The sequence below is a fragment of the Flavobacterium johnsoniae genome (assembly GCF_001879205.1).
Taxonomy (GTDB): Bacteria; Bacteroidota; Bacteroidia; order Flavobacteriales; family Flavobacteriaceae; genus Flavobacterium; species Flavobacterium johnsoniae_A.
Genome location: NZ_MLFK01000007.1, coordinates 189,630 through 211,856, shown reverse-complemented (window position 1 = coordinate 211,856; position 22,227 = coordinate 189,630). Strand labels below are relative to the sequence as shown.

Annotated in this window: 14 protein-coding genes; 9 read left to right on the top strand and 5 right to left on the bottom strand. The window is 34.4% G+C overall.

The genetic code is table 11. The features are described 5' to 3' along the window. Positions 1 to 132: 132 nt before the first annotated feature. Positions 133 to 516, bottom strand: a complete 384-nt coding sequence (locus BKM63_RS12460; protein ID WP_071637356.1) for a GreA/GreB family elongation factor — start codon at positions 514 to 516, stop codon at positions 133 to 135. Between the two features lie 503 nt (positions 517 to 1,019). On the opposite strand from BKM63_RS12460, the gene BKM63_RS12455 reads away from it, so the two are divergent. Together BKM63_RS12455 and BKM63_RS12450 are read left to right on the top strand one after the other, a co-directional pair. After that, positions 1,020 to 3,323, top strand: a complete 2,304-nt coding sequence (locus BKM63_RS12455) for a type IA DNA topoisomerase (protein ID WP_071636904.1) — start codon at positions 1,020 to 1,022, stop codon at positions 3,321 to 3,323. A 294-nt stretch (positions 3,324 to 3,617) separates the two neighbouring features. Next, the gene (locus BKM63_RS12450) at positions 3,618 to 4,094 is read left to right on the top strand and encodes a DUF6265 family protein (RefSeq protein WP_071636903.1); all 477 of its coding nucleotides are present in this window, start codon (positions 3,618 to 3,620) and stop codon (positions 4,092 to 4,094) included. A 309-nt stretch (positions 4,095 to 4,403) separates the two neighbouring features. Here the strand turns inward: BKM63_RS12450 and BKM63_RS12445 are convergent, their stop codons facing one another. Beyond that, positions 4,404 to 5,564, bottom strand: coding sequence for an MFS transporter (locus BKM63_RS12445; RefSeq protein WP_071636902.1), 1,161 nt, complete (start codon positions 5,562 to 5,564; stop codon positions 4,404 to 4,406). Between the two features lie 252 nt (positions 5,565 to 5,816). On the opposite strand from BKM63_RS12445, the gene BKM63_RS12440 reads away from it, so the two are divergent. The 6 genes from BKM63_RS12440 to BKM63_RS23890 all read left to right on the top strand — a co-directional run bounded on the left by BKM63_RS12440 (position 5,817) and on the right by BKM63_RS23890 (position 15,872). Further along, the gene (locus tag BKM63_RS12440; RefSeq protein WP_071636901.1) at positions 5,817 to 8,135 is read left to right on the top strand and encodes a TonB-dependent receptor; all 2,319 of its coding nucleotides are present in this window, start codon (positions 5,817 to 5,819) and stop codon (positions 8,133 to 8,135) included. Between the two features lie 202 nt (positions 8,136 to 8,337). Then, positions 8,338 to 10,767, top strand: coding sequence for a TonB-dependent receptor (locus BKM63_RS12435; RefSeq protein WP_071636900.1), 2,430 nt, complete (start codon positions 8,338 to 8,340; stop codon positions 10,765 to 10,767). A 336-nt stretch (positions 10,768 to 11,103) separates the two neighbouring features. Further along, positions 11,104 to 11,829 (top strand): DUF4198 domain-containing protein, encoded by a 726-nt coding sequence (locus tag BKM63_RS12430; RefSeq protein WP_071636899.1) that lies wholly within the window; start codon positions 11,104 to 11,106, stop codon positions 11,827 to 11,829. 236 nt (positions 11,830 to 12,065) lie between these two features. After that, complete coding sequence (locus BKM63_RS12425) at positions 12,066 to 14,387, top strand: TonB-dependent siderophore receptor (protein WP_071636898.1); 2,322 nt, start codon at positions 12,066 to 12,068, stop codon at positions 14,385 to 14,387. Positions 14,388 to 14,560: 173 nt separating this feature from the next. Next, positions 14,561 to 15,097, top strand: a complete 537-nt coding sequence (locus tag BKM63_RS23895) for an APC family permease (protein ID WP_242661138.1) — start codon at positions 14,561 to 14,563, stop codon at positions 15,095 to 15,097. Next, positions 14,979 to 15,872, top strand: coding sequence for an APC family permease (locus BKM63_RS23890; RefSeq protein WP_347511956.1), 894 nt, complete (start codon positions 14,979 to 14,981; stop codon positions 15,870 to 15,872). Before BKM63_RS23895 ends, BKM63_RS23890 begins: the two co-directional genes overlap by 119 nt. Before the next feature lie 92 nt (positions 15,873 to 15,964). On the opposite strand, the gene BKM63_RS12415 is transcribed toward BKM63_RS23890, so the two are convergent. Further along, positions 15,965 to 18,598: a valine--tRNA ligase gene (locus BKM63_RS12415; RefSeq protein ID WP_071636897.1), complete on the bottom strand. Its 2,634-nt coding sequence runs from the start codon at positions 18,596 to 18,598 to the stop codon at positions 15,965 to 15,967. Positions 18,599 to 18,878: 280 nt separating this feature from the next. Here BKM63_RS12415 and BKM63_RS12410 point away from each other — a divergent pair, with 280 nt between their 5' ends. After that, on the top strand, positions 18,879 to 19,259 hold the full coding sequence (locus BKM63_RS12410) for a DUF1573 domain-containing protein (RefSeq protein WP_071637355.1): 381 nt from the start codon (positions 18,879 to 18,881) through the stop codon (positions 19,257 to 19,259). Between the two features lie 124 nt (positions 19,260 to 19,383). On the opposite strand, the gene BKM63_RS12405 is transcribed toward BKM63_RS12410, so the two are convergent. Then, positions 19,384 to 19,875, bottom strand: coding sequence for a hypothetical protein (locus BKM63_RS12405; protein ID WP_071636896.1), 492 nt, complete (start codon positions 19,873 to 19,875; stop codon positions 19,384 to 19,386). A 215-nt stretch (positions 19,876 to 20,090) separates the two neighbouring features. Further along, positions 20,091 to 22,220 carry an OmpA family protein gene (locus BKM63_RS12400; RefSeq protein WP_071637354.1) on the bottom strand — a complete coding sequence of 710 codons (2,130 nt, stop codon included), beginning with the start codon at positions 22,218 to 22,220 and terminating at the stop codon, positions 20,091 to 20,093. Positions 22,221 to 22,227: the final 7 nt, after the last annotated feature.

Below are 22,227 nucleotides of genomic sequence, written 5' to 3'. Positions count from 1 at the left end.
TCTTATTATTTTGCTCTTCTTTTTAAGACAAGAAAACGTGACGACATAAAAATTGGTATTTTCTAAAAAAAACATCCCAAAAGAAAACTCTTTTGGGATGTTGCTATACCTAAATCTAAAGCCATTAAGACATTAAGCTTCTACTTCTACTTCAACTTTTAAAATTTCTAATTTTAGATTTCCTTTCTTAGCAGGCCATTCTACAAGATCTCCTACCTTATATCCTACCATAGCAATCCCTTCGTCAGAAAGAACCGAAATTTTGTTTTTGCTTGTTTTTGCTTTATCAGGACCAACAAGAAGAATGGTTTTCTCTTCGTTATTGAGGTGGTCTTTATAAGTAATTCTTCGGTTTACCGAAACAATATCTTCAGGCAGATTTTTTCTTAATACCTGAGAAGCATTTTTTAACTGGCCTAATAAAAGCTCTTCTTCTTGCGGTGTTACTTTTTTTCTTCTTACGTGATCTTTAATTAAATCGTATGTTCCTGTTGTTAAAATAATATTTTGTGACATAACTTTCTTGTTTGCTTCATTTTGCATAGGGTATAACAAACAACTCTTCACCAAATAGCGCATTGCTTTCAGTGATATCATATCCTAAAAAAATGAAGATTAAATAAATAAACTAATAAATGGAGGTTCCCTGCCTAGAGCTGCGACAGGGCACAATTAATAAACTCTTTTGAGCTTTTCAAGAAAGTATCATCATGCAAATACAATAATGTGCACATTAAGCACATTAAACAGCTATTTACTAAATACGAATTTGCAATTACCATAATGATAAATATAATCAGATGGCAAGATACATTCTTTTCTTACAAAAAGCAAATAATAACGATTAGAAAGAGGTGTGCTTTTATAAATCTCAAAAATGAGTATTTAATAATTCAACAGCCATATTTATAAGCAAAAACCCTCTCCTAATAAAAGCCAAAACAACAGCAGTGATCTAATACCTTGATGACAAACCCAAAAAAAAATCTTAATTTCGCCTTTAAATAAGAAAGGATAAAATGAAGGTCTGTATTGCTGAGAAACCAAGTGTAGCACGCGAAATAGCATCCGTTTTGGGCGCAAATACCAAACACGACGGATATTATGAAGGAAACGGTTATGCCGTAACCTACACTTTTGGGCATTTATGTACCTTAAAAGAACCCAACGATTACAAACCGCACTGGAAAAGCTGGGATTTGAATAATCTGCCCATGCTTCCTGAAAAGTTCGAAACCAAAGTCGTTCAGAATTCGGGAATCCAGAAGCAGTTTAAAATCATTAAAAGTCTGTTTGACAAAGCCGACTTGGTTATAAACTGCGGGGATGCCGGGCAGGAAGGAGAATTAATTCAGCGCTGGGTGATGAACGAAGCGCATTATAAAGGCGAAATAAAACGTCTTTGGATTTCATCCCTTACTACCGAAGCCATAAAAGAAGGTTTTGACAATTTAAAACCTTCTGAAAACTACGACAATTTATTCTACGCCGGATTTTCAAGAGCGATTGGAGACTGGCTTCTGGGAATGAACGCTACACGTTTGTATACCGTAAAACACGGCGGTTACAAACAAGTATTGTCTATTGGGCGCGTGCAGACACCAACACTGGCAATGGTCGTGGACCGATTTAAAGAAATCGAAAATTTCAAACCACAGCCGTATTGGGAATTGCAGACTTTATACAGAGAAACTCTTTTTAGCTACGAAGAAGGCCGTTTTCTAAAAAAAGAAGACGGAGAAATTCTGGCTGAAAAAGTAAAGGAAAGTGATTTCGAAATTGTTTCTGTTGATAAAAAGAACGGAAATGAATATGCTCCAAAACTATTTGATTTAACAGGTTTACAAGTATATAGCAATCAAAAATTCGGATTTTCGGCAGAAGAAACGCTTAAAATTGCACAGACTTTATACGAGCAGAAAGCCATTACATATCCCAGAGTTGATACAACCTTCCTTCCCGGTGATATTTACCCAAAAGTGTCTGGAATTCTGCAAAAACTGACAAACTATGCTCATTTAACAGAACCGCTTTTAGGAAAAAAAATAAAAAAATCGCCAAAGGTTTTCAACGATAAAAAAGTAACCGATCACCACGCGATTATTCCAACAGGAATCGAAATTAATCTTCCTCATAATCAGCAGCAAGTTTATGATATTATTGTAAAACGTTTTATAGCGGTATTTTACGACGATTGCCTTGTGGCAAACACCACTGTTATAGGAAAAGCAGCCGATGTAACTTTTAAAGCGACCGGTAAAGAAATCCTGAAAAAAGGTTTCCGCGTAGTTTTTGAAGATCCGAATGCTAAAGAAAAAGAACCCGATTTACTGCCGAGTTTTGTTGTGGGAGAAAAAGGCCCACACGAACCTTCTTTCCTTCAAAAAGAAACCAAACCGCCCAATCATTTTACCGAAGCAACATTACTGCGTGCCATGGAAACGGCAGGAAAACAAGTTGACGACGAAGACTTACGTGAATTGATGAAAGAAAACGGAATCGGGCGTCCGTCTACGCGTGCGAATATTATCGAAACGCTTTTTAAACGTCAATATATTGTCAGAAACAAAAAACAGGTTTTGCCAACGATAACCGGAATTCAGTTGATTGATACAATTCAGAATGAATTGATCAAATCAGCTGAGCTTACAGGTTCTTGGGAAAAGCAGTTGAAGGATATTGAAAAAGGTACTTTTACGGCGGCAGCGTTCATTAAAAATATGAAACGCATGGTAGAAGCTTTGGTTTATGAAGTGAGAAGCGAAACAAAACACGCCAATATTTCGCATGCTGCAACGATTCAGAAACCAGTTGTAAAAGCCGAAAAAAAGAAAGCTGCCGGAATTTTAGCAGAAACTTGTCCGAAATGCCAAAAAGGATATCTTATAAAAGGAAAATCGGCATTTGGGTGCAGCGAATACAAATCAGGCTGTGATTTTGTATTGCCGTATGTTTTTTTAGATAAAAAAATAACCGAAAGCCAATATTTAAGATTGGTTCAAAAAGGATCAACCGTAAACATAAAAGGCTTTAAAACCGACTCTGGAACGGTGGAAGGTTTAATTCGTTTTGAAGAAAATTACAAGCTAAAATTAGAACCCAAGAAAACCGAAACAAAAAAGGCTGTACAAGAAACATCAGATTCTTTAACCTGTCCTAAATGTAAAAAAGGAAGCATCTTAAAAGGAAAAACAGCTTACGGATGCGCCGAATATAAATCAGGATGCGATTTTAAAGTTACTTTTGAAGAAGTACGTGCTAAACTAAAAGATCAAAAACCTACGAAGGAACTTGTTTATTCGATTTTACAGGAAAGCGTTTAATCTTTTTTTTGCCACAGATTATAGGATTAGTAAAGATTTTTATTTTTCTTCACGACCCGAGTGACAGCGAACAGGCGAAGCAATTACACTAATTTGCATTGATTTTTTTCACGCAGATTGTTAAGATTTAAGCTGATATAGCAGATTTTACTAATCTGCAGAATCTTCGAGAGAAATCATTCTAATCTGTGGCCCATAAAACATTCCAATTATTCAAAACTAACTCATGAAAATTAGTGTAATTCGTGGCAACAAAATTTTTCATACTTTAGTACAATCAAAACCTATAAAAATATGTTTCAGAAAATTACTCTTTTAGCACTTGTATTAGCTGTTGTTTCCTGCCAGAAAAAAGAATCTGTAGAAAAAGATAAAATAAAAATTGCCGACTGGCTTATCGGAAACTGGGAAAACACTTCACCTGATGGTGTTTTGACTGAAAACTGGCAAAAACTAAACGACAGTACTTTCAATGCCTCCTCATACTTTGTAAAAGGAAAAGATACGATTCATTTTGAAACTATAGTCTTGGCGCAAAAAGGCGAAACCTTAACGTATTTTGCTACTGTTAAAGGTCAAAACGAAGATAAAGCCGTTGCCTTTCCGTCAACCTCAGAATCTGACAAACAATTGGTTTTTGAAAATGGCAAACACGATTATCCTCAAAAAATCACTTACACAAAAGGTGCAAATAACACTTTGACCGCCGAGATTTCAGGTAATTTGAATGGAAAACCGAGTTCTGAGAAGTTTGTTTTGACGAAGAAATAACAAAATGATCTGTTCCTACGGAACTCTAAATTTGTTATGCATTAAATTTTCAGCGGATTAATCCCGAAGCCTCGGGACGTTGCTGCAATATGATCTATTCCTTCGGAATTTAAATTCCAAAAAAAGAACCATTTGGTTTAACAAATTTTCTAGAACCGGATTAAAATCCGGTTTCTAAATAATTTTCAAAATATTAAAAGAACCATCGGTTCAAACAATCTTCAAAAAAAATTTGCGTCAGCGCCTCTCCACAAAAACCGATAAAAACTCAGTACCTCAGCACCTTAGATCCTCAGCACCTTAAAAAAATCACTCATTCTCCCCTATCTTATTTACCATAAAAATCATGAGAATACCTAAAAGCGCCATAATTAAAAACGCCCATTTCATACTTAGATATTCAGAGATAAAACCAACCATTGGCGGTACTAATAAAAATCCCAGATAACCAATTGTAGAAATAGAAGTTAATGCCGAACCGCTGCTTAGTTTTGAAGACCTTCCGGCAATACTAAACACTAAAGGAACTACGCAGGAAACCCCAAAACCAATTAAAACATATCCGAAAATAGTAGGATAAGCATAAGGCAGGATAAAACAAATTCCAAAACCAGTGGTAATTAAAATACCGCTGTAAAGCAGAATTTTTTTAGTTCCAAATTTCATTACGCCATAATCTCCAAACAAGCGTCCCAAAGTTACAGCCGTAGCAAAAAAGACAAACGCGGCACTAGTTAATTTTGGTGAAGCTTTCAATATATTCTCAAAATAAATACCACTCCAGTCGTACATCGTATTTTCGCAAGCCATAGAAACAAAACAAATCAGGGCAAACTTTACAAGGTTTTTTTCCGGCATCGAAAAGAACTTCTTTTTAACCGGTACAGGCTCATTATGAATACTCATGGGATAAAAACAAGCCGTTAGTGCGAGCATAAAAACACTTACACCCAATAAATGATGAGAGGGCGCAATTTTTTGTGTCACCATTACATAACCTAAACCAGCTCCCGAAAAAACCGCAATACTCCAAACTGCATGGAAACGGGTTATAATAGATTTTGGATATAATTTCTGCACCTCCAGAGATTGTGCATTGATAGATAAGTTGAAAATATTACGAGAAGCTCCAAATATTAAAAGAACAATAACCAGCTGCCATACAAAAGCAACCAAGCCCGGTAAAGACAAAACAATATTAAACATAATTGCGCCCAACAGCATGATATAACGGCTGCTATATTTGTTTAAAAGCTTTCCTGTAAAAGGCATGGTGAGCATCAACCCTATTGGAAAAGCAAATAAAACTGCTCCAAATTGTGCTTCAGATAAATGAAGTTGTGCCTGTATATGCGGAATTCTGGAAACCCAGGAAGAATAACCAAATCCCGAAAGGAAAAAGAATACAGTATTTGCAATACGATATCCTCTAGGTGTATTTTGGATTTTTTTGAAGAAAGGTAAAATCATGAAGTCTTTTTTTCAGATTGCAAAATTAAAGCTTTTAAAACGAATTATTGTCTCATTTACACTTTAATCTATACGTACAAGTTTTCAGTTTTATTTCAGAAAAAACAAAAGACTTTTCTTTCTTATTTAAATTAAATCAGGTCAGGTCAAAATGATTTCAAATAATATTTGTTAACAAAATTATAATTTTTACATTTGCATTGTTTTTATTTATTCTAAATAAAATTAATTATAAACCAACTAAAAAGAACAATGAATTACCTTAATTTGAAAACATCCCGTTTTCTACTTACAATCAGTTTTCTATTTACGTTTCTTGCTTCGTTTGCCCAAAACAACGGAAAAATAAAAGGAACCATTACCACATCAGACGGTGAAGAAGCAGCCGGAGTCAACATAGTTTTAAAAAATTCAAAATACTGGACAATCTCAGACGACAGCGGAAATTTTGATTTTAACCGGGTAAAACCAAATACCTATATTTTACAAGTATCGCTGGCCGGATACGAAACTCTTGAAAGCGAAGTAATCGTTGCTGAAAGTGAAACCACTGAAATTAATTTAAAATTAAAGGTTTCTAACAAAGAATTGAAAGAAGTTGTAATTAACGGCAAGAAAAGCAATTTATCTAAAAAAACAGACTACGTGGCAAGAATGCCATTGAAAAATTTAGAAAATCCACAGGTATATAATGTTATACATAAAGAACTTTTGCAGGAACAAGTGGCCGTTGATATTAGAAGCGCGGTTCAAAATGCTCCTGGTGTAACTTCAAAAATTTATCCTTCGGGAGGACTTGAAATTAGTTTTAGAGGATTCAGCACGGGAGTTAATGCCCGAGATGGTATGGAAACACTTTCAGGAAGAAGTTCGCTTTCTATCGATAATGCAGAACGAATTGAGGTTTTAAAGGGGCCTTCGGGAACTTTATTTGGATCGTCTGTTTCTTCTTTTGGAGGTGTCGTTAATTTAGTTACCAAAAAACCTTTTGAAACCCAAAAAACAGAAATCTCATATACAGGAGGAAGCTTTGGTTTACAGCGTATTGCAGTAGATTTTAATATGCCTTTAACTCAGGATAAAAAAGTATTATTTAGAGTAAATGCTTCTGCCAATACAGAAAATAGTTTCTTGGATTATGGCTTTAATAAAACAGTTTTATTTGCACCAAGCCTTATCTATAAAGCTACGGACAAATTAACGTTTAGTTTAGACACTGAGATCTTCAATACAAACAACACCCGCCCTACTTACGGCCGCTCGTATGCAGCAGGACTTACCAACCCAACTGATCTGAAAATAGATTACAGAAAAAGTTTATTTGCTGATGATGCCGATGCCAGAACATCATCTCCTAAAATATATTTTCAGGGAGAATATAAATTATCAGACAACTGGAAATCTACCACCTTATTTTCCTGGGTAGATGAAAGAGTAAGTCACAGTTATCAATATTATACGGTATGGAATTCGCCAACAGAAGTACAACGAATGGTATCTCGTTTTGGACCAATACACAATACCTTTACCAATATACAGGAAAACATCAATGGCGAGTTTTCTACCGGAAGCATCAAGCATAAATTATTAGCAGGTGTTAATTACAGATTTACAAAAGGAACTTTTAAATATGCCACAACACCTGCTCTGGATGTAGTAGATGTAACCAAAGATTTTGAACCTATTAGAAAAGATCAGGTTGATGCTGCTTTAAAAGGTATGGAATTTGGAGTTCCAAATGAACAGACTTTCAGCGTTTATGCCTCAGATGTTATTAGTTTTACAGATCGTTTATCAGCAATGCTGAGTCTTCGTTTTGATAATTTTGTTCAGAAAAAATTAGAAGATACTCCAGGTTATAATCAAACTGCTTTATCTCCAAAATTAGGTTTAGTATATGAATTGGTGAAAGATCAGGTTTCTTTATTCGGAAATTATATGAATGGTTTTCAAAATTCAGGTCCGGTAAATCAACCTGACGGAACATTATTAATTTTAAAACCAATTTACGCTAATCAATACGAAGGCGGTGTTAAAGTGGAAGGATTTGATAAAAAAGTAAGCACAACACTTAGCTACTATAACATCACTATTGATAATGCTACCAGAACAACTCCTGACGGTTTTAATGTTCAGGACGGAAAACAAGTAAGCAAAGGAATTGATTTTGAGTTTATTGCTAATCCTTTTTCTGGCTTAAATATTATAGCAGGTTATGCTTATAATGACAATCGTATAGTAAAATCATCCGATGTTTCTATTGAAGGAAACAAAGCAAGCGGAGCACCAGAAAATGTAGTAAACTTTTGGTTGTCTTATAAATTTCAAAACAAACTAAAAGATTTGGGATTTGGTTTCGGCGGTAATTATGTAGACAAACAATATAAATTTGAAGATGAAAGTTTTTACGCTCCATCTTATTCAACTTACAGCGCAACGGTGTTTTATGATAAACCCATGTGGAGAGTTGGGGTTAAATTCAATAATATCACCAATACCAAATATTGGGACTCTTACGGAATGGCGCAAAATCCTGCTAACTTTCTGGTTAACCTGACACTAAAACTTTAAGTCCTTATTTATACAAAAACCATTCGTTAACGCGAATGGTTTTTTACTTTATAAGACTACCTTTTTATAACAAAAAATATTAAAAAACATTGCATATAAAATTCATTCTTGTATTGTTAAAAAAATTAAAATTTCTACATTTGCGTTGTTTATATTTATTCTAAATAATTGCACTAACCAAATTAAACCAGGAAAAAAAATCATGAATCATTTTAACCAAATTACAAAGCACATTCTTTATGTAATCTGCTTGTTCTTTATTTGCACCGGTATTATAACTGCCCAGCAAAATAATGGTAAAATCAAAGGAAACATTACGACATCTGACGGAGAAATGGCCGCTGGAGTAAATATTATTCTTAAAAACTCAAAATACGGAACTATCTCTGACGAAAATGGTGCTTTTGAATTTGGACGCGTAAAAGCGAATACTTATACGCTTCAGGTTTCATTATCCGGTTACGAAACTTTAGAACAGGAAGTAATAGTTTCAGGCAGTGAAACGACAACTTTAAACTTACAGCTCAAAGTTTCAAACAAACAATTAAAAGAGGTTATTATTACTAATTCCAGAGGAAAAGCTTTCCCGAAGCAAAGCACATACGTTTCTAAAATGCCTCTTAAAAATGTTGAAAATCCTCAGGTGTACAATATCGTTTCATCTGAATTGATGAAAGAACAAGCCATTACCTCTTATGACGATGCTTTAAAAAATGTTCCGGGAATTCAAAAATTATGGGAATCTACAGGACGCGGTGGTGACGGAGGCTCTTATTATTCCTTACGTGGTTTTGAGATTCAGGCTAATGTTGTTAACGGATTACCAGGTTTAACAAGCGGAAGTTTAGACCCTGCAAATATTGAACGAATTGAAGTTATTAAAGGACCGTCCGGGACGTTATTTGGAAGTAGTTTAGTGAGCTACGGCGGATTGATTAATACCGTTACTAAAAAACCGTACAGCGGTTTTGGCGGCGAAGTATCTTATCTTGCCGGAAGTTTTGGCCTAAACAGAGTTACTGCAGATATCAATACGCCGCTTGACGATGCTGATAATGTGGCTTTCAGAATCAATGCAGCGTATCAAACAGAAAACAGTTTCCAGGATGCAGGATTCCGTACTTCGATGTTTGTTGCTCCTTCTCTTTCTTATAAAGTAAATGATAAATTATCTTTCCTTATTAATACGGAATTTATGTTCGAAGAAAAAACAACCCCTTCTATGTTGTTTTTAGGAAGAGATGCTCCGCTGCAATTTAAAGATTTGGCCGATTTAAATTATAAAACTGATTTGTCTTTTTACAGCAACGATTTACCAATGAAAAATCCGAGATTTAATTTGCAGGGACAAATGACATATAAAATCTCTGATCAATGGACCTCTCAGACCGTATTATCAAGAACCTCAACTAAATCAAAAGGTTACTATTCGTATATTTATGATAATGAAAATGGAAACCGTGATTTTGGGTTTTGGATAACAAAAGAAAACTCTCAAACCGCTACTACAGATATCCAGCAAAATTTTATTGGAGATTTTAAAATAGGCAATATGCGAAATCGTCTTGTAGTGGGTGTAGATTACTATGAGCGAAATTCTATGTTTGCAGGTTCTGGTTATGGAAAATTATACAATGTAACGGCTCAGGGCGCAGTAACACAGCTGGATACTATAAATACTTATTACCTTAGTCAAACTTCGGTAGATAAATTATTAGCCGGAGAAGAAGGACCAAATTATCATTCTAAAGATGCGACTTACAGCGCTTATGCATCAGATGTATTAAACATTACACCTACTTTGCTGGTAATGGCAAGTTTAAGAGTGGATTATTTTGATACCGAAGGAAACATTAAAGTAGATACAGATGATTACACTCAGACAGCATTATCTCCAAAATTTGGACTGGTTTACCAGCCAATAAAAGATCAATTGTCTGTTTTTGCCAATTACATGAACGGATTTAGAAATGTCGCTCCATCAGCAATATATGATGCCAATGGAGATTTCATAGGTTCCAAAACTTTCGAACCTGAGCACGCTAATCAATTAGAAGCCGGAGTAAAAGCAGATCTATTTTCAGGAAAATTAACGGCAACTGCAAGTTACTATGATATTAATGTTGCCAATTTGGTTACAAGCAATCCAATGTATAGCTCACAAGGCGGTGAAGCAAGAAGTCAAGGTTTTGAATTTGATTTGAATGCAGCGCCTCTAAAAGGCTTAAGCATTATTGCAGGATACAGTCATAACGACAGCAAAATTACAAAAGGAGACGAAAACAACGTTTGGTTAGACCAAGGTAAAAGACCTTTTTGGTCAGGGCCAAAAAACTTAGTCAATCTTTGGGCAACATATAAATTTGATGAAGGTTTATTAGAAAATTTCGGTCTTGGTTTTGGAGGAAATTATGCCAGCGAAAATGCAATTTTAGACAGTTCTGTTACAGGAAAATTCGTTTTGCCGGAATACACTGTTATCAATGGTTCTGTTTTTTATAATTCAAACAAAGTCCGTGTAAGCTTAAATGTAAACAATATTACCAATAAAGATTATTTTAACGGAGGCTGGTCTACAGTTAATCCGCAGAAACCTAGAAATGTTGTAGCAAGTTTTGCTTATAAATTCTAAAAACAAATTGGTCACGCAGGCTGAGAAGTCATTTGTCAGGCTGAGCGAAGTCGAAGCCCACCACGAACTGCACATTCCCTTAGACTTCGCTCAAGGTAACACTATAAATATCAAAGACGGACTAATATTAATTAGTCCTCTTTTTTTTTTGAAATATATAGAAAACAAGATTCATCCCAAACTCTTGAAATTTCACTATTTTTATTAATAATTAATCTAAATAAGCATTGTTTAAATAATATTAAACCTTACATTTGTAACAACAAAAAATAACCGATGAATTAAAATCCGAGTAATTACACGGCTTTTTTTAATATTAATTTTAAATCATATATCATGAAATCAAAAACTTTTAAGTTAATAACATTTGCTTTTTTAATGCTTTTTGCAGCACCTCAGCTTTTTGCTCACGCCCTTTGGATCGAAACTAAAGCTACTGGAACAAAAGGAAAAGCTCAGGAAATTTCTGTTTACTTTGGAGAATTCTCTGATAACGACATTACAAAAGCTGACAAATGGTTTTCTGATTTAAAAGATTTCACTTTAATCGTAATTTCTCCTTCAAAAAAAGAAACTAAACTTACTTCAAAAGCTTTGGATAATAAATACCAGGCATTTTTTACTCCAACCGAAGACGGTGTTTACACTATTGTAATGCAGCATACGGTAAAAGATGTTTACGGAACAATGAAACTAGATTATAATTCGAGTGCAAATGTAGTAGTTGGCAGTAAAGCTGAAGGAAACACTATTGCATCCAACACAAATAAAATTGCTGTGTTCTCAGAAAATGCAGATACTGCAAAAAAAGATGCCAAAATTACTGGAGTTGCTTCTTATGACGGAGCGATCGCTAAAGAAGCAAAAATTAAGGTAATAGCTCCAAATGGATGGGAAAAAGAATTATGGACAAACGACAAAGGAGAATTTTCTTTTACCCCAATCTGGTCTGGAAATTATATGGTAGAATATGCTCATACTGACAAAGCTGCGGGAGATCACAACGGTAAAAAATATGATGAAATCTGGAAAATGGCTACATACTTAATTACAGTTAAATAATTTTCAAAATCTGTTTTTTAGATTTAATTTTCAATTAAACCTTGTTCTTATGAGCAAGGTTTTTTTGGCTCTACTCTTTTTATAAAAAATTAAAACAACAAAACCTACATCTTAAGACAATCTTAAGATAAAACTAATTAAACTTTAAGAAAGAAAAGCCATTCATAATTTTTTGTTAAGCTATTTGTGTCTCTATATTTGCACTCGATAATTTTTATTGAATCTAAATAAACAACATGAGACATCATTTACTATTATTATTATCTTTAATAAGCTTTGCATCTTACAGTCAAAATTATGCCAGTACAGAATACAATGGTACAGCGACTGATACCGTAAAAGGTAAAAAAGGAGAAACTTTAAACGAAGTAATTGTTACTAAAGGCAAAGAACCTAAACCTGTAACCGCAGTTCGTTCCGGATTAAAACCAATGGATAATCCACAGGCTATTCAAGTTATTGGTTCTGAAGTTATCGAACAGCAGCAAGCCATTAGATTAAGTGAAGTACTAAAAAACGCAAATGGTGTTTATGTTGGTTCTGCCAGAGGAGGTGCTCAGGAATCTTTTTTCTCAAGAGGATATGACATGTCTGCAAACAATATGTTTAAAAACGGTTTTCGCTACAATGCAGGTTCTATTCCCGATGTCTCAGGTTTAGATAAAGTTGAATTTCTGAAAGGAGGATCGGCTTTAATGTTTGGAAATGTAGCTCCGGGAGGAATCTTAAATCTGGTTACAAAAACACCTCAGTTTAAAAGAGGAGGCGAAATATCTATGCAAATGGGAAGTTTTGCCTACTATAAACCATCTATCGATTTTTACGGTCCATTAAGCAAATCGATCGCTTTTAGAATTAATGGTTCTTACGAAAACTCAGAAAGTTTTAGAGATGTGGTAAAAAACGAACGTTTATACGTCAACCCATCGTTTCTTTTTGATGTAAGCCAAAAAACACAAATTACAATACAGGGAGATTATTTAACTGCCGACTGGACTCCAGATTTTGGAACCGGAATTATTGGAAAACAAATTTTAGATTTACCTCGTAATGCTTTTTACGGATCGCTTTGGTCAAATGGTAATACAAAATCAGCAAGTGCATCGGTATTAGTAAATCACGATTTTAACAGAAACTGGAAATTAAATTTTAATTCTTCTTTCCAAACCTATAACAGAGGAAGTTATTCTACTGCACAATTATCAGGATTAGAAACGTATGCCACTCCTGGTGACTGGAACAGAGCTTTATCTAAGAATAAAAACTTAGAACAGATATATGGAGATCAATTGAGTTTACAAGGGAACTTCAATACAGGATCTGTAAAACACCAAATCTTTACAGGTGCAGACTGGGAAAACTCTTTTGCAACGGCTTATACGTATACCTTTGATGAAAAATATGTTCAAACAGGTGTAAAAGACGGGCAGCCAGTTTACGGCCCAACTCTTTATGACAACATAAACTTATTCACTTTTGACCCGAGCAAGCAAAGAACGGACATCCCAACTACTGACAGAGCAACTCAAATAGCAAAAACAGAAACAAATCGTTTTGGGGTTTACTTTCAGGATTTAATTTCTATTACAGATAAATTTAAAGTATTAGCTGGTCTTCGCTGGTCCTGGCAGGAAGCTGAAGTAAGCACATATAAAGAAACACTTGTAGGATCAAAACAAACTGTTGCGCCAGAAGACGCTGTTCCAACTATTACTCCAAAACGTTTAGATAATGCATTTTCTCCAAAAGTTGGATTGGTATATCAGCCTTTAAAAAACATGTCATTATTTGCTAGTTACTCTAGTTCATTTTCACCAAATACAGGAACAACAGTTGATTTAAAACCACTAGAAGCTTCAATTATAGATCAATATGAAGCCGGAATTAAAAAAGATTTCTGGAATGGTGCTTTAAGTACAAACATAACAGTATATCAAATTACAAATAGCAACTTAGCACAAACTGCTGAACTAAATCCTGATGGATCTCTTAATACAGATACAACTAAAAAAACTTTAGGAGGCGGAACAAAAAGTAAAGGAGTTGAAATTGATATTACTGCAAGACCTGTTGAAGGCTTAAGTATTATTGGAGGTTACAGCTACAATGATATGCGCTATACCAATACATCTGGAACTAGCGGAAGTTTTGTAACAGGCGACCGTGTAGCAAGAACTCCTGCAACTACGGCTAATCTAAGTTTCTTTTACACGGTACCAGAAGGATTCTTTAAAGGTGTTTCGGTTGGAGCAATTGGAAATTATATTGGAAACCGTTTAGGCGGATGGAATGACGATTATTTATGGACAGCTGTTAAACCTACACCTGCAAACCCTAAACCAGATCCTGCTTATATAGTAACTATTAGAGATCGTGATATTCCATTAGAAGCTTACACAACAATCGACGTTTCGGCCGGATATACCTGGAGAAAAATTTCGATTCTTTGCAAATTATCCAATATTACAAACGAGTTGAATTATACAGTTCACGAAAATTACAGTGTTAACCCAATTGCACCTCGTCAGGTAATGACAAGTTTACGTTATAAATTCTAAAATTTTGAATTAGATTTTTACTTTCGGAATGTTTTCTGATCAGCAGAAATAAAAATGTTTTCGGAAAATTTAAACCTCATCTTAAAACAGTTGAGGTTTTTTATTTTGTTAAAAATGTATCTCAATTTATAAGTACTTTTGTCTGCAAATACCATTTAAAACTTAAAACCAATATGTCAGATTCTACAAAAAACCAATTAAAGAAAAGTTTAGGCCTAAGTTTTAATATTGCCGTGTTAATTGGAGGAACCATTGGGGTTGGTATTTTAAGAACTCCCGGAGATATAGCAGAAATGCTTAACAATTACTGGCTAATAATTGCCTCGTGGCTTTTTGGCGGTTTGTATGTTTTGCTGGGTGCTAATTCATATGCAGAACTTGCTACAATGTTACCAAAAGCCGGAGGATCATATAATTACATAAAAAGAGCTTTTGGCGAATACGCCGGATTTCTTTCCGGATGGTTTGATTATATTACTAATGTTATTCCGCCTGCATTTTATTGCATTGTAATTAGTGAATACATTATTATTCTGTTTCCGGCTTTGTCGAATTATTCAACGATAATGGCAATTTCATTATTAGCCGGTTTTGTTAATTCACTTAAGCGGGCTAAAAAACGGAAGCACCATTCAGCAGATAACCAGTTTGTTAAAAGTAATTTGTTTTGTGGCTTTAGTTACAGCTTGCTTTATGTATACCGGCGTTGAAGTTCCGGCAATTAAAACCGATAGTTCCTTCTTTCAGGTTGGGCTTATTTTTGGATTTTTTAAATCATTACAACTCATTATAGGAACATACAACGGCTGGAACAGTGTTTGTTTTTTTGCCGAGGAAAATGATGATCCAAGTAAAAATATTCCGAAATCTTTATACAGCGGTGTTTTGCTGGTTGTTGCTATTTATGTTTTGGTAAATGTCGCTTTCTTTCATGTTCTGCCTATTGAAACTTTAGCCAAATCGAATCTCGCTGCTGCCGATGTAGCTAAAATTCTTTTTGGAAAAAACGGTGCCATAATCGTTACCGTAATTTCAATTTTTTCTTTAATCAGTATTCTGAATGCTTTTATGATGATTCCGCCAAGAATTCTTTACGGATTAAGCCGTGACGGATTTTTTATCGAAAAAGGAACACAAGTCAATAAAGGAGGAACACCAATTGTGGCGCTATTGGTTTCGTCTCTTTTCAGCCTGTTTTTAATTTGCATTGGCTCGTTTGAAGTATTGTTTTCTTTCGCAGCTTTTATCTCCATAATTGTTTGGGGACTGGCTTATTTTTCACTTTTAAAACTAAGAACAAAAGAACCAGATTTACCAAGACCTTATCGTTCCTTTTGGTATCCGTGGACAACGATAATTGCTATTACAGCTTCTATCGCTTTACTGATTGGTTTTATTTACAGCGACCCCAAAAGTTTTATTATCATCGTTGGAATTACAGCTGTTTCATATCCTTTGTTTTTGGTTTTGAAGAAGAAAAACTAGTATTCTCTTGTCCTCGTTCCTCATAATGACAAAACAAAAAAAGCTGTCCAATGGACAGCTTTTTTTATTATAAAGATATTTAATCATTATTCTTATTTCAACCCAGCTAAACTCTGCTCGATTGTAGCAATTTTTGCTAAAGCATCCGCTTGTTTTTGTTTTTCTATGTTTAAAACTTTTTCCGGAGCTCCGTTTACGAATTTCTCGTTTGAAAGTTTTGTTTCTACAGATTTCAGGAATCCTTTTGTGTAATTCAATTCTTCTGTCAATTTTGCAATTTCGGCTTCAACATCAATATTTCCGGTAATCGGAATAAAATATTCATTTGATTTTACACGGAAAGACAACGCACCGTCCACTTTTGCACTAACATATTCAAAAGCAGAAACATTCCCTAATTTCGTTATAATCGAATCAAAATAAGTCGTCAGGTTCTCGCTGTTAATGGCTTTTAATTCGATAGCATCTTTCATGGCGATATTTTTCCCTTTTCTAATCGTTCTAATTCCTGAAATTACTTCCGTAATATTATCAAAATCTGCAATTAGATCAGCATTAAATGGTTTCAATTCCGGCCAAGTCGATACAATTAAAGCTTCCTCCGGAGTTCTTTCTGCAATTAACTGCCAAATTTCTTCTGTTAAGAATGGCATAAACGGATGAAGTAATTTTAAATTGCTTTCTAATAATTCAATTGCTTTATCAAACGTTGCTTTATCAATTGGCTGTTGGTACGCCGGTTTAATCATTTCTAAGAACCAAGAACAGAAATCATCCCAAACCAGTTTATAAATAGCCATTAATGAATCTGAAATTCTGTATTTTTCAAAATTATCTTCAATATCAACTAATGTCTGCTGCAATTTTGCTTCGTACCATTCGATCGCCACTTTTGATGATTCCGGCTGCGAAATAGTTTCAGAAACTTCCCATCCTTTAATTAATTTGAAAGCATTCCAAATTTTGGTAGAGAATGATTTCCCCTGCAGACATAATTCTTCATCAAACATAATATCATTTCCGGCAGAAGCACTTAAAAGCAATCCTACACGAACCCCATCGGCACCAAATTTATCGATCAAATCTAAAGGATCAGGAGAATTCCCTAATGATTTAGACATTTTACGGCGTTGTTTATCACGAACTAAACCTGTTAAGTATACATTGGTAAATGGTTTTTCACCTGCATATTCATAACCAGCAATAATCATTCTCGCAACCCAGAAAAACAAGATATCCGGACCTGTAACCAAGTCGTTTGTTGGATAATAGTACTTAAAATCCTCATTTTCCGGATTAACTACTCCATCAAAAACGGACATTGGCCATAACCATGCAGAAAACCATGTATCTAATGCATCAACATCTTGTCTTAAGTCAGATGTTGTAAGTGAATTGTTAGATGTTCTTTCTTGTGCTAACTTTAACGCATCTTCGATGTTTTCAGCTACAACAAAATCTTCTTTTCCGTCTCCATAATAAAACGCAGGAATTCTGTGTCCCCACCATAATTGGCGGGAAATGTTCCAATCGCGAATATTGTTTAACCAATGCGCATAAGTATTCTCGAAACGTTTTGGATGTAATTTAATATCTCCAGTTTCTAAAACTGATTTGATTGCCGGTTTTACCAATTCTTCCATTTTCAGGAACCATTGGTCAGATAATCTTGGTTCGATTACTGCTTTCGTTCTTTCTGATGTTCCTACTTTATTTAAGTGGATTTCAGTTTTTGCTAAAGCTCCAATTTCTTCTAATTCTTTTGCAATTTCGGTACGAACCACAAAACGGTCTTTTCCCTGATAATGTAATCCGAAGCTGTTTAATGTAGCATCTTCATTAAAAATATCAACGATTTCAAGATTATGTTTTTCACCCAGCGTTTTATCGTTCATATCGTGCGCAGGAGTTACTTTTAAACATCCCGTTCCGAATTCTACATCTACATATTCATCTTCGATAATCGGGATTACTCTGCCACATATTGGAACGATTGCTTTTTTACCTTTTAAGTGTATAAAACGCTCATCATTCGGATTGATACAAATTGCCGTATCTCCAAAAATAGTTTCAGGACGAGTTGTTGCAATGGTCAGGAAATCTTCTGAACCTTCAATTTTATATTTTAAGAAAAATAATTTTCCTTGTTGTTCTTCGTAAATAACTTCTTCGTCAGACAAAGTTGTTTTAGCTTCCGGATCCCAGTTAACCATACGGTAACCTCTGTAGATTAATCCTTTGTTGTATAAATCTACAAATGATTTAATTACAGCTGCCGACATGTCCGGATCCATCGTAAATTTGGTACGTTCCCAATCGCATGAAGCACCTAATTTCTTAAGCTGTTCAAGTATTGTTCCGCCATATTTGTGTGTCCATTCCCAAGCATGTGCAAGAAATTCTTCGCGTGTTAAATCATTTTTATTGATTCCTTCTGCTTTTAGTTTAGCCACAACTTTTGCTTCGGTAGCAATAGAGGCATGATCCGTTCCTGGTACCCAACAAGCGTTGAATCCTTTAAGACGGGCTCTACGAATTAAAACATCCTGAATAGTATTATTCAACATATGTCCCATATGCAAGACACCAGTGACGTTTGGAGGCGGAATTACAATAGTATACGGCGTTCTATGATCTGGCTCTGAATGAAAATAGTTGTTTTTCATCCAATACTCATACCATTTGTTCTCAATCGTCTTAGCGTCAAATTGTGCTGGAATTGTCATTTATATATGTTTAATCGTTTATTTGTTTAACCGTTCAATCAGTTTTAATTGTTTATCTGCTTAATTGTTTAGTCGTCCTATATTCTTTTGACTCTTTTTTTAATCATCATTCGACTAAACGAATTAACGATTAAACAATTAAACACAAAATTGGTTCAATTTTTGTAATTATAACTGACAGCAAAAGTAAATAATTAAGTAGACTATAAAAAACGAATTAATAATTTGTGTGTTAATTAAAACAATGTATATTTACTTACAACTTAAAAACAATTTCAAAATGAAAAATGCAGCCTCTTTTATTGCAGTCATATTGTTTAGCGCAATAGGTTATGCACAAAACGGCCCAAAAATTGAATTTGCAGCCCCGGACAATACCATTGATTATGGTAAAATTTCAAAGACTGACAATGGAGTACGCTCCTTTGAGTTTACTAACACAGGCGATGCTCCGTTATTGATTATTGGTGCTGAATCGACAGTTAGTTCAATAGTTGTTACTAAACCCGCAGCAGCTGTAATGCCAGGTAAAAAAGGTAAAATAGATGTAAAATATAATATGGCTGCCGGACCAATTCGTAAAACAATTACTGTTGAAACAAATGCCGTAAATTATCCTGACGGCCGAGTTGCCCTTAAAATTAAGGGAGAAGTTTTGTAAAAAAAATAAATCTAAAAAATAGTAAAAGCCGTTTCTTTAATAAGGAACGGCTTTTTTTATAATCATTTAAAGTCACGTTTTGATGATTTTGTCATTTCGATGAAGGGATAAATGACAAGATTGGCTACTTTTCTGTTTTCTCAGCACACTCCGCGCCATCAAATTTATATTTTACACGGTCGAAATCGATAGGTTTGTCTTTAACCAAATATGTTACTCCCATTGTAGTCTGCATAGTTCCGTTTCCTAATATAAGCTGTTTATCACGTTTTAAAAGTGCCATCGGATTTTTGAAAATTTTATCTTTATTTGCTGAATCCTTAAAGGTATAAGCTATAAATAAGGTATCACCATGAAACTCACCTGCAACTTCACCCGTTCTTACTGTCGAAGGAGCGACTTTCATGACCATATCGCCGGTTAATTTTCCGTTTTTTAAAGTATTCAATTTTAAGTCTATAGTATCCTGTTCGTATATGGCTTTATAGCAGTCCGTACTTACAATTTTTTCCCCTTCCGCTTTTGCTGCTTCGGCTTCTTTTTGTTTTTCTTCATTTTTACAACTTTGGAATCCTATACAGATTACAAGCAGACACGGTAAAATTAGATTTTTCATATTTCAATGTTTTGTTCAAGGTTATTCTATAAAATTAAATAAAAAAGAAATCAACAGAAAGCGTTTTTCAAAATTTTCCATAAAAAACAAAACCCAACAGGGTTTTGGAACCTGTCGGGCTTATATACTGTTCTATAACTAGGTTTAATTAAAACACATAGAAAACTATCTGTTATAAAAATGTTTCTTTTTATATTCTTCTGTACCTATAAAAATTACAAATTCTTAATTACAAATTCAGATCTTCTGTTTAATTCGTGTTCTTCTTCGGAGCAGGCTTCATCAGGTTTGCATTTTATAATGGGCACCGATTCTCCGTAACCTTTTGCTGAAACACGTTTGGCATCGATGCCGGATTGAATGATAAATTCTCGGGTAGAATTGGCTCTTTTTTGAGATAAATCGGCATTGAATTTTTCGTTTCCTCGCGAATCAGTATGCGACCCAATTTCGATAACCATGCCCGGATATTTCTTCATTAACTCCACAACACGGCCTAAAATAACTTTAGATTCTTTACGAATGTACCACAAATTGTAGTCAAAATAAATAGGATCTGTTTTGATGATTAAACGATCTTTATCCCGTACGACATCTTTTTCCTTTTCGAGAATTTCTTTTACTTTTTCATTCTTTTTAACTTCAGCGGCGACAATAGCTGCTTCTTTTTCTTTTTTCTCTTTTTGTTTTAATGCGATTGCGGCAAGTTCTGTTTTTTTCTTGTTTTCTTCTTCTATAATAAGCTCCTGTTTTCTTTTCTTTTCGGCATTTTCTTTTTCTTCGAGTTTGATTGCCTCTAAAGATTTTAATGCCAATGAAGCATCGTTCACTTTGTCTCGGATTTTATCCAAAGTCAATGTTACAGACTCGTTGGTGTATTTTTCCTTGAAAGCCGAAACTTTATAAGAAGCTTCGCAGGCAGCTGTAAAACTAAATTTTCCATCGGCAGAAGTGGTAATGGTATTCAGCGTTTTATTTTCTGAGTCCTGTAAAATTACGGTTGCATTTTCTAGCGCAAGTTTGGTATCAATATCTGTAATTATTCCGGCGATAAACTGCTTACAGTCTTCTACAATTAAGTCTTTGATTTCTTTAAATTGATAAATATCATCACTTCCCTTTCCTCCTTCTCTATTCGATGCAAAATAACCTTGTTTGGTTTCGGAATTAATATTGAAGGCAAAATCATCTAAATTTGAATTTAACGGCAATCCGATATTTACAGGTTTTGAATATTCATTTCCGTTTATTTCAGAAACAAAAACATCAAGAGATCCGTAACCTAAATGCCCATCTGATGAAAAGTAAAGCTTATTATCTGCGGAAGCGAAAGGAAATTGCTCTCTTTTATTGGTATTGATTTGAGGCCCTAAATTCTTTGGCGTATCAAATGCGCCTTTGTTTACATTAACAGAATAAATATCAAATGACCCTAATGATCCCGGCATATCCGATGCAAAATACAATACTTTTTCATCGGCACTTAATGCTGGATGCTCAACAGAATAATTAGGACTATTGAAAGGAAGCGATGTAATATTGGTCCATTTTCCGTCAATCAGTTCAGCTTTAAAAATCTGCAGGTTCGAAACTTTCTTATCGTCTTTCTTTTTCTTTCCGTTTTTAGAATTGTTTCGGGTAAAATACATTGTTTTGCCGTCTTTTGTAAAAATGGCATTGGATTCGTGCATTCCGGTTTTTAATTCTTTGGCAAAATAATGTACCGTAGAATCTGCCGTATTGATGTTTTGCAGTGGAATTTCAACTAAATTTAAATAGGTTTCGTTATCCCATTTGAACTTTTTATCGAATATTCCCGGTTTTAGTTTAACGCCTGCAAATACAAGATTGCCTTTATATTCAACGGCTCCAAATTCAGAATTTGGCGTATTTATGGACAGGTTTTTAATTTCAAATCTTTTTCCAATTGCCGAAACATTTTCTAAAGTTTTAAGGTCTTTTTCAAAATTAGAAATATCCTCAGGATTGGTTGATTTTGCATAATATTCTTTTAAAACTTCATTTGCATCATCATAACTATTGGTTGCTTTTAAAGTCTGGGCGTATCTAAAATAGTATTCTCTGTCTAAATTATTATTGTAGCTTTTTACCAAAAGACGATAATAGCGCTGTGCTTTGACTAAATTGTTGGTATAGAAATAAGAATCGGCTAAGTTTTTAATTACTTCCTGCGAAGGTTTTTCTTCGGCGAGCCTTTCGTATAAAACAATGGCTTCGCTGTAATAGGTTCTGTCAAAAAATTTCTTAGCTCTTGACAAGTCCTGATTTTGGGCATTTATAAACTGTATTGAAAATACGAATATAATAACGAGTAGTTTTTTCATATTTTTC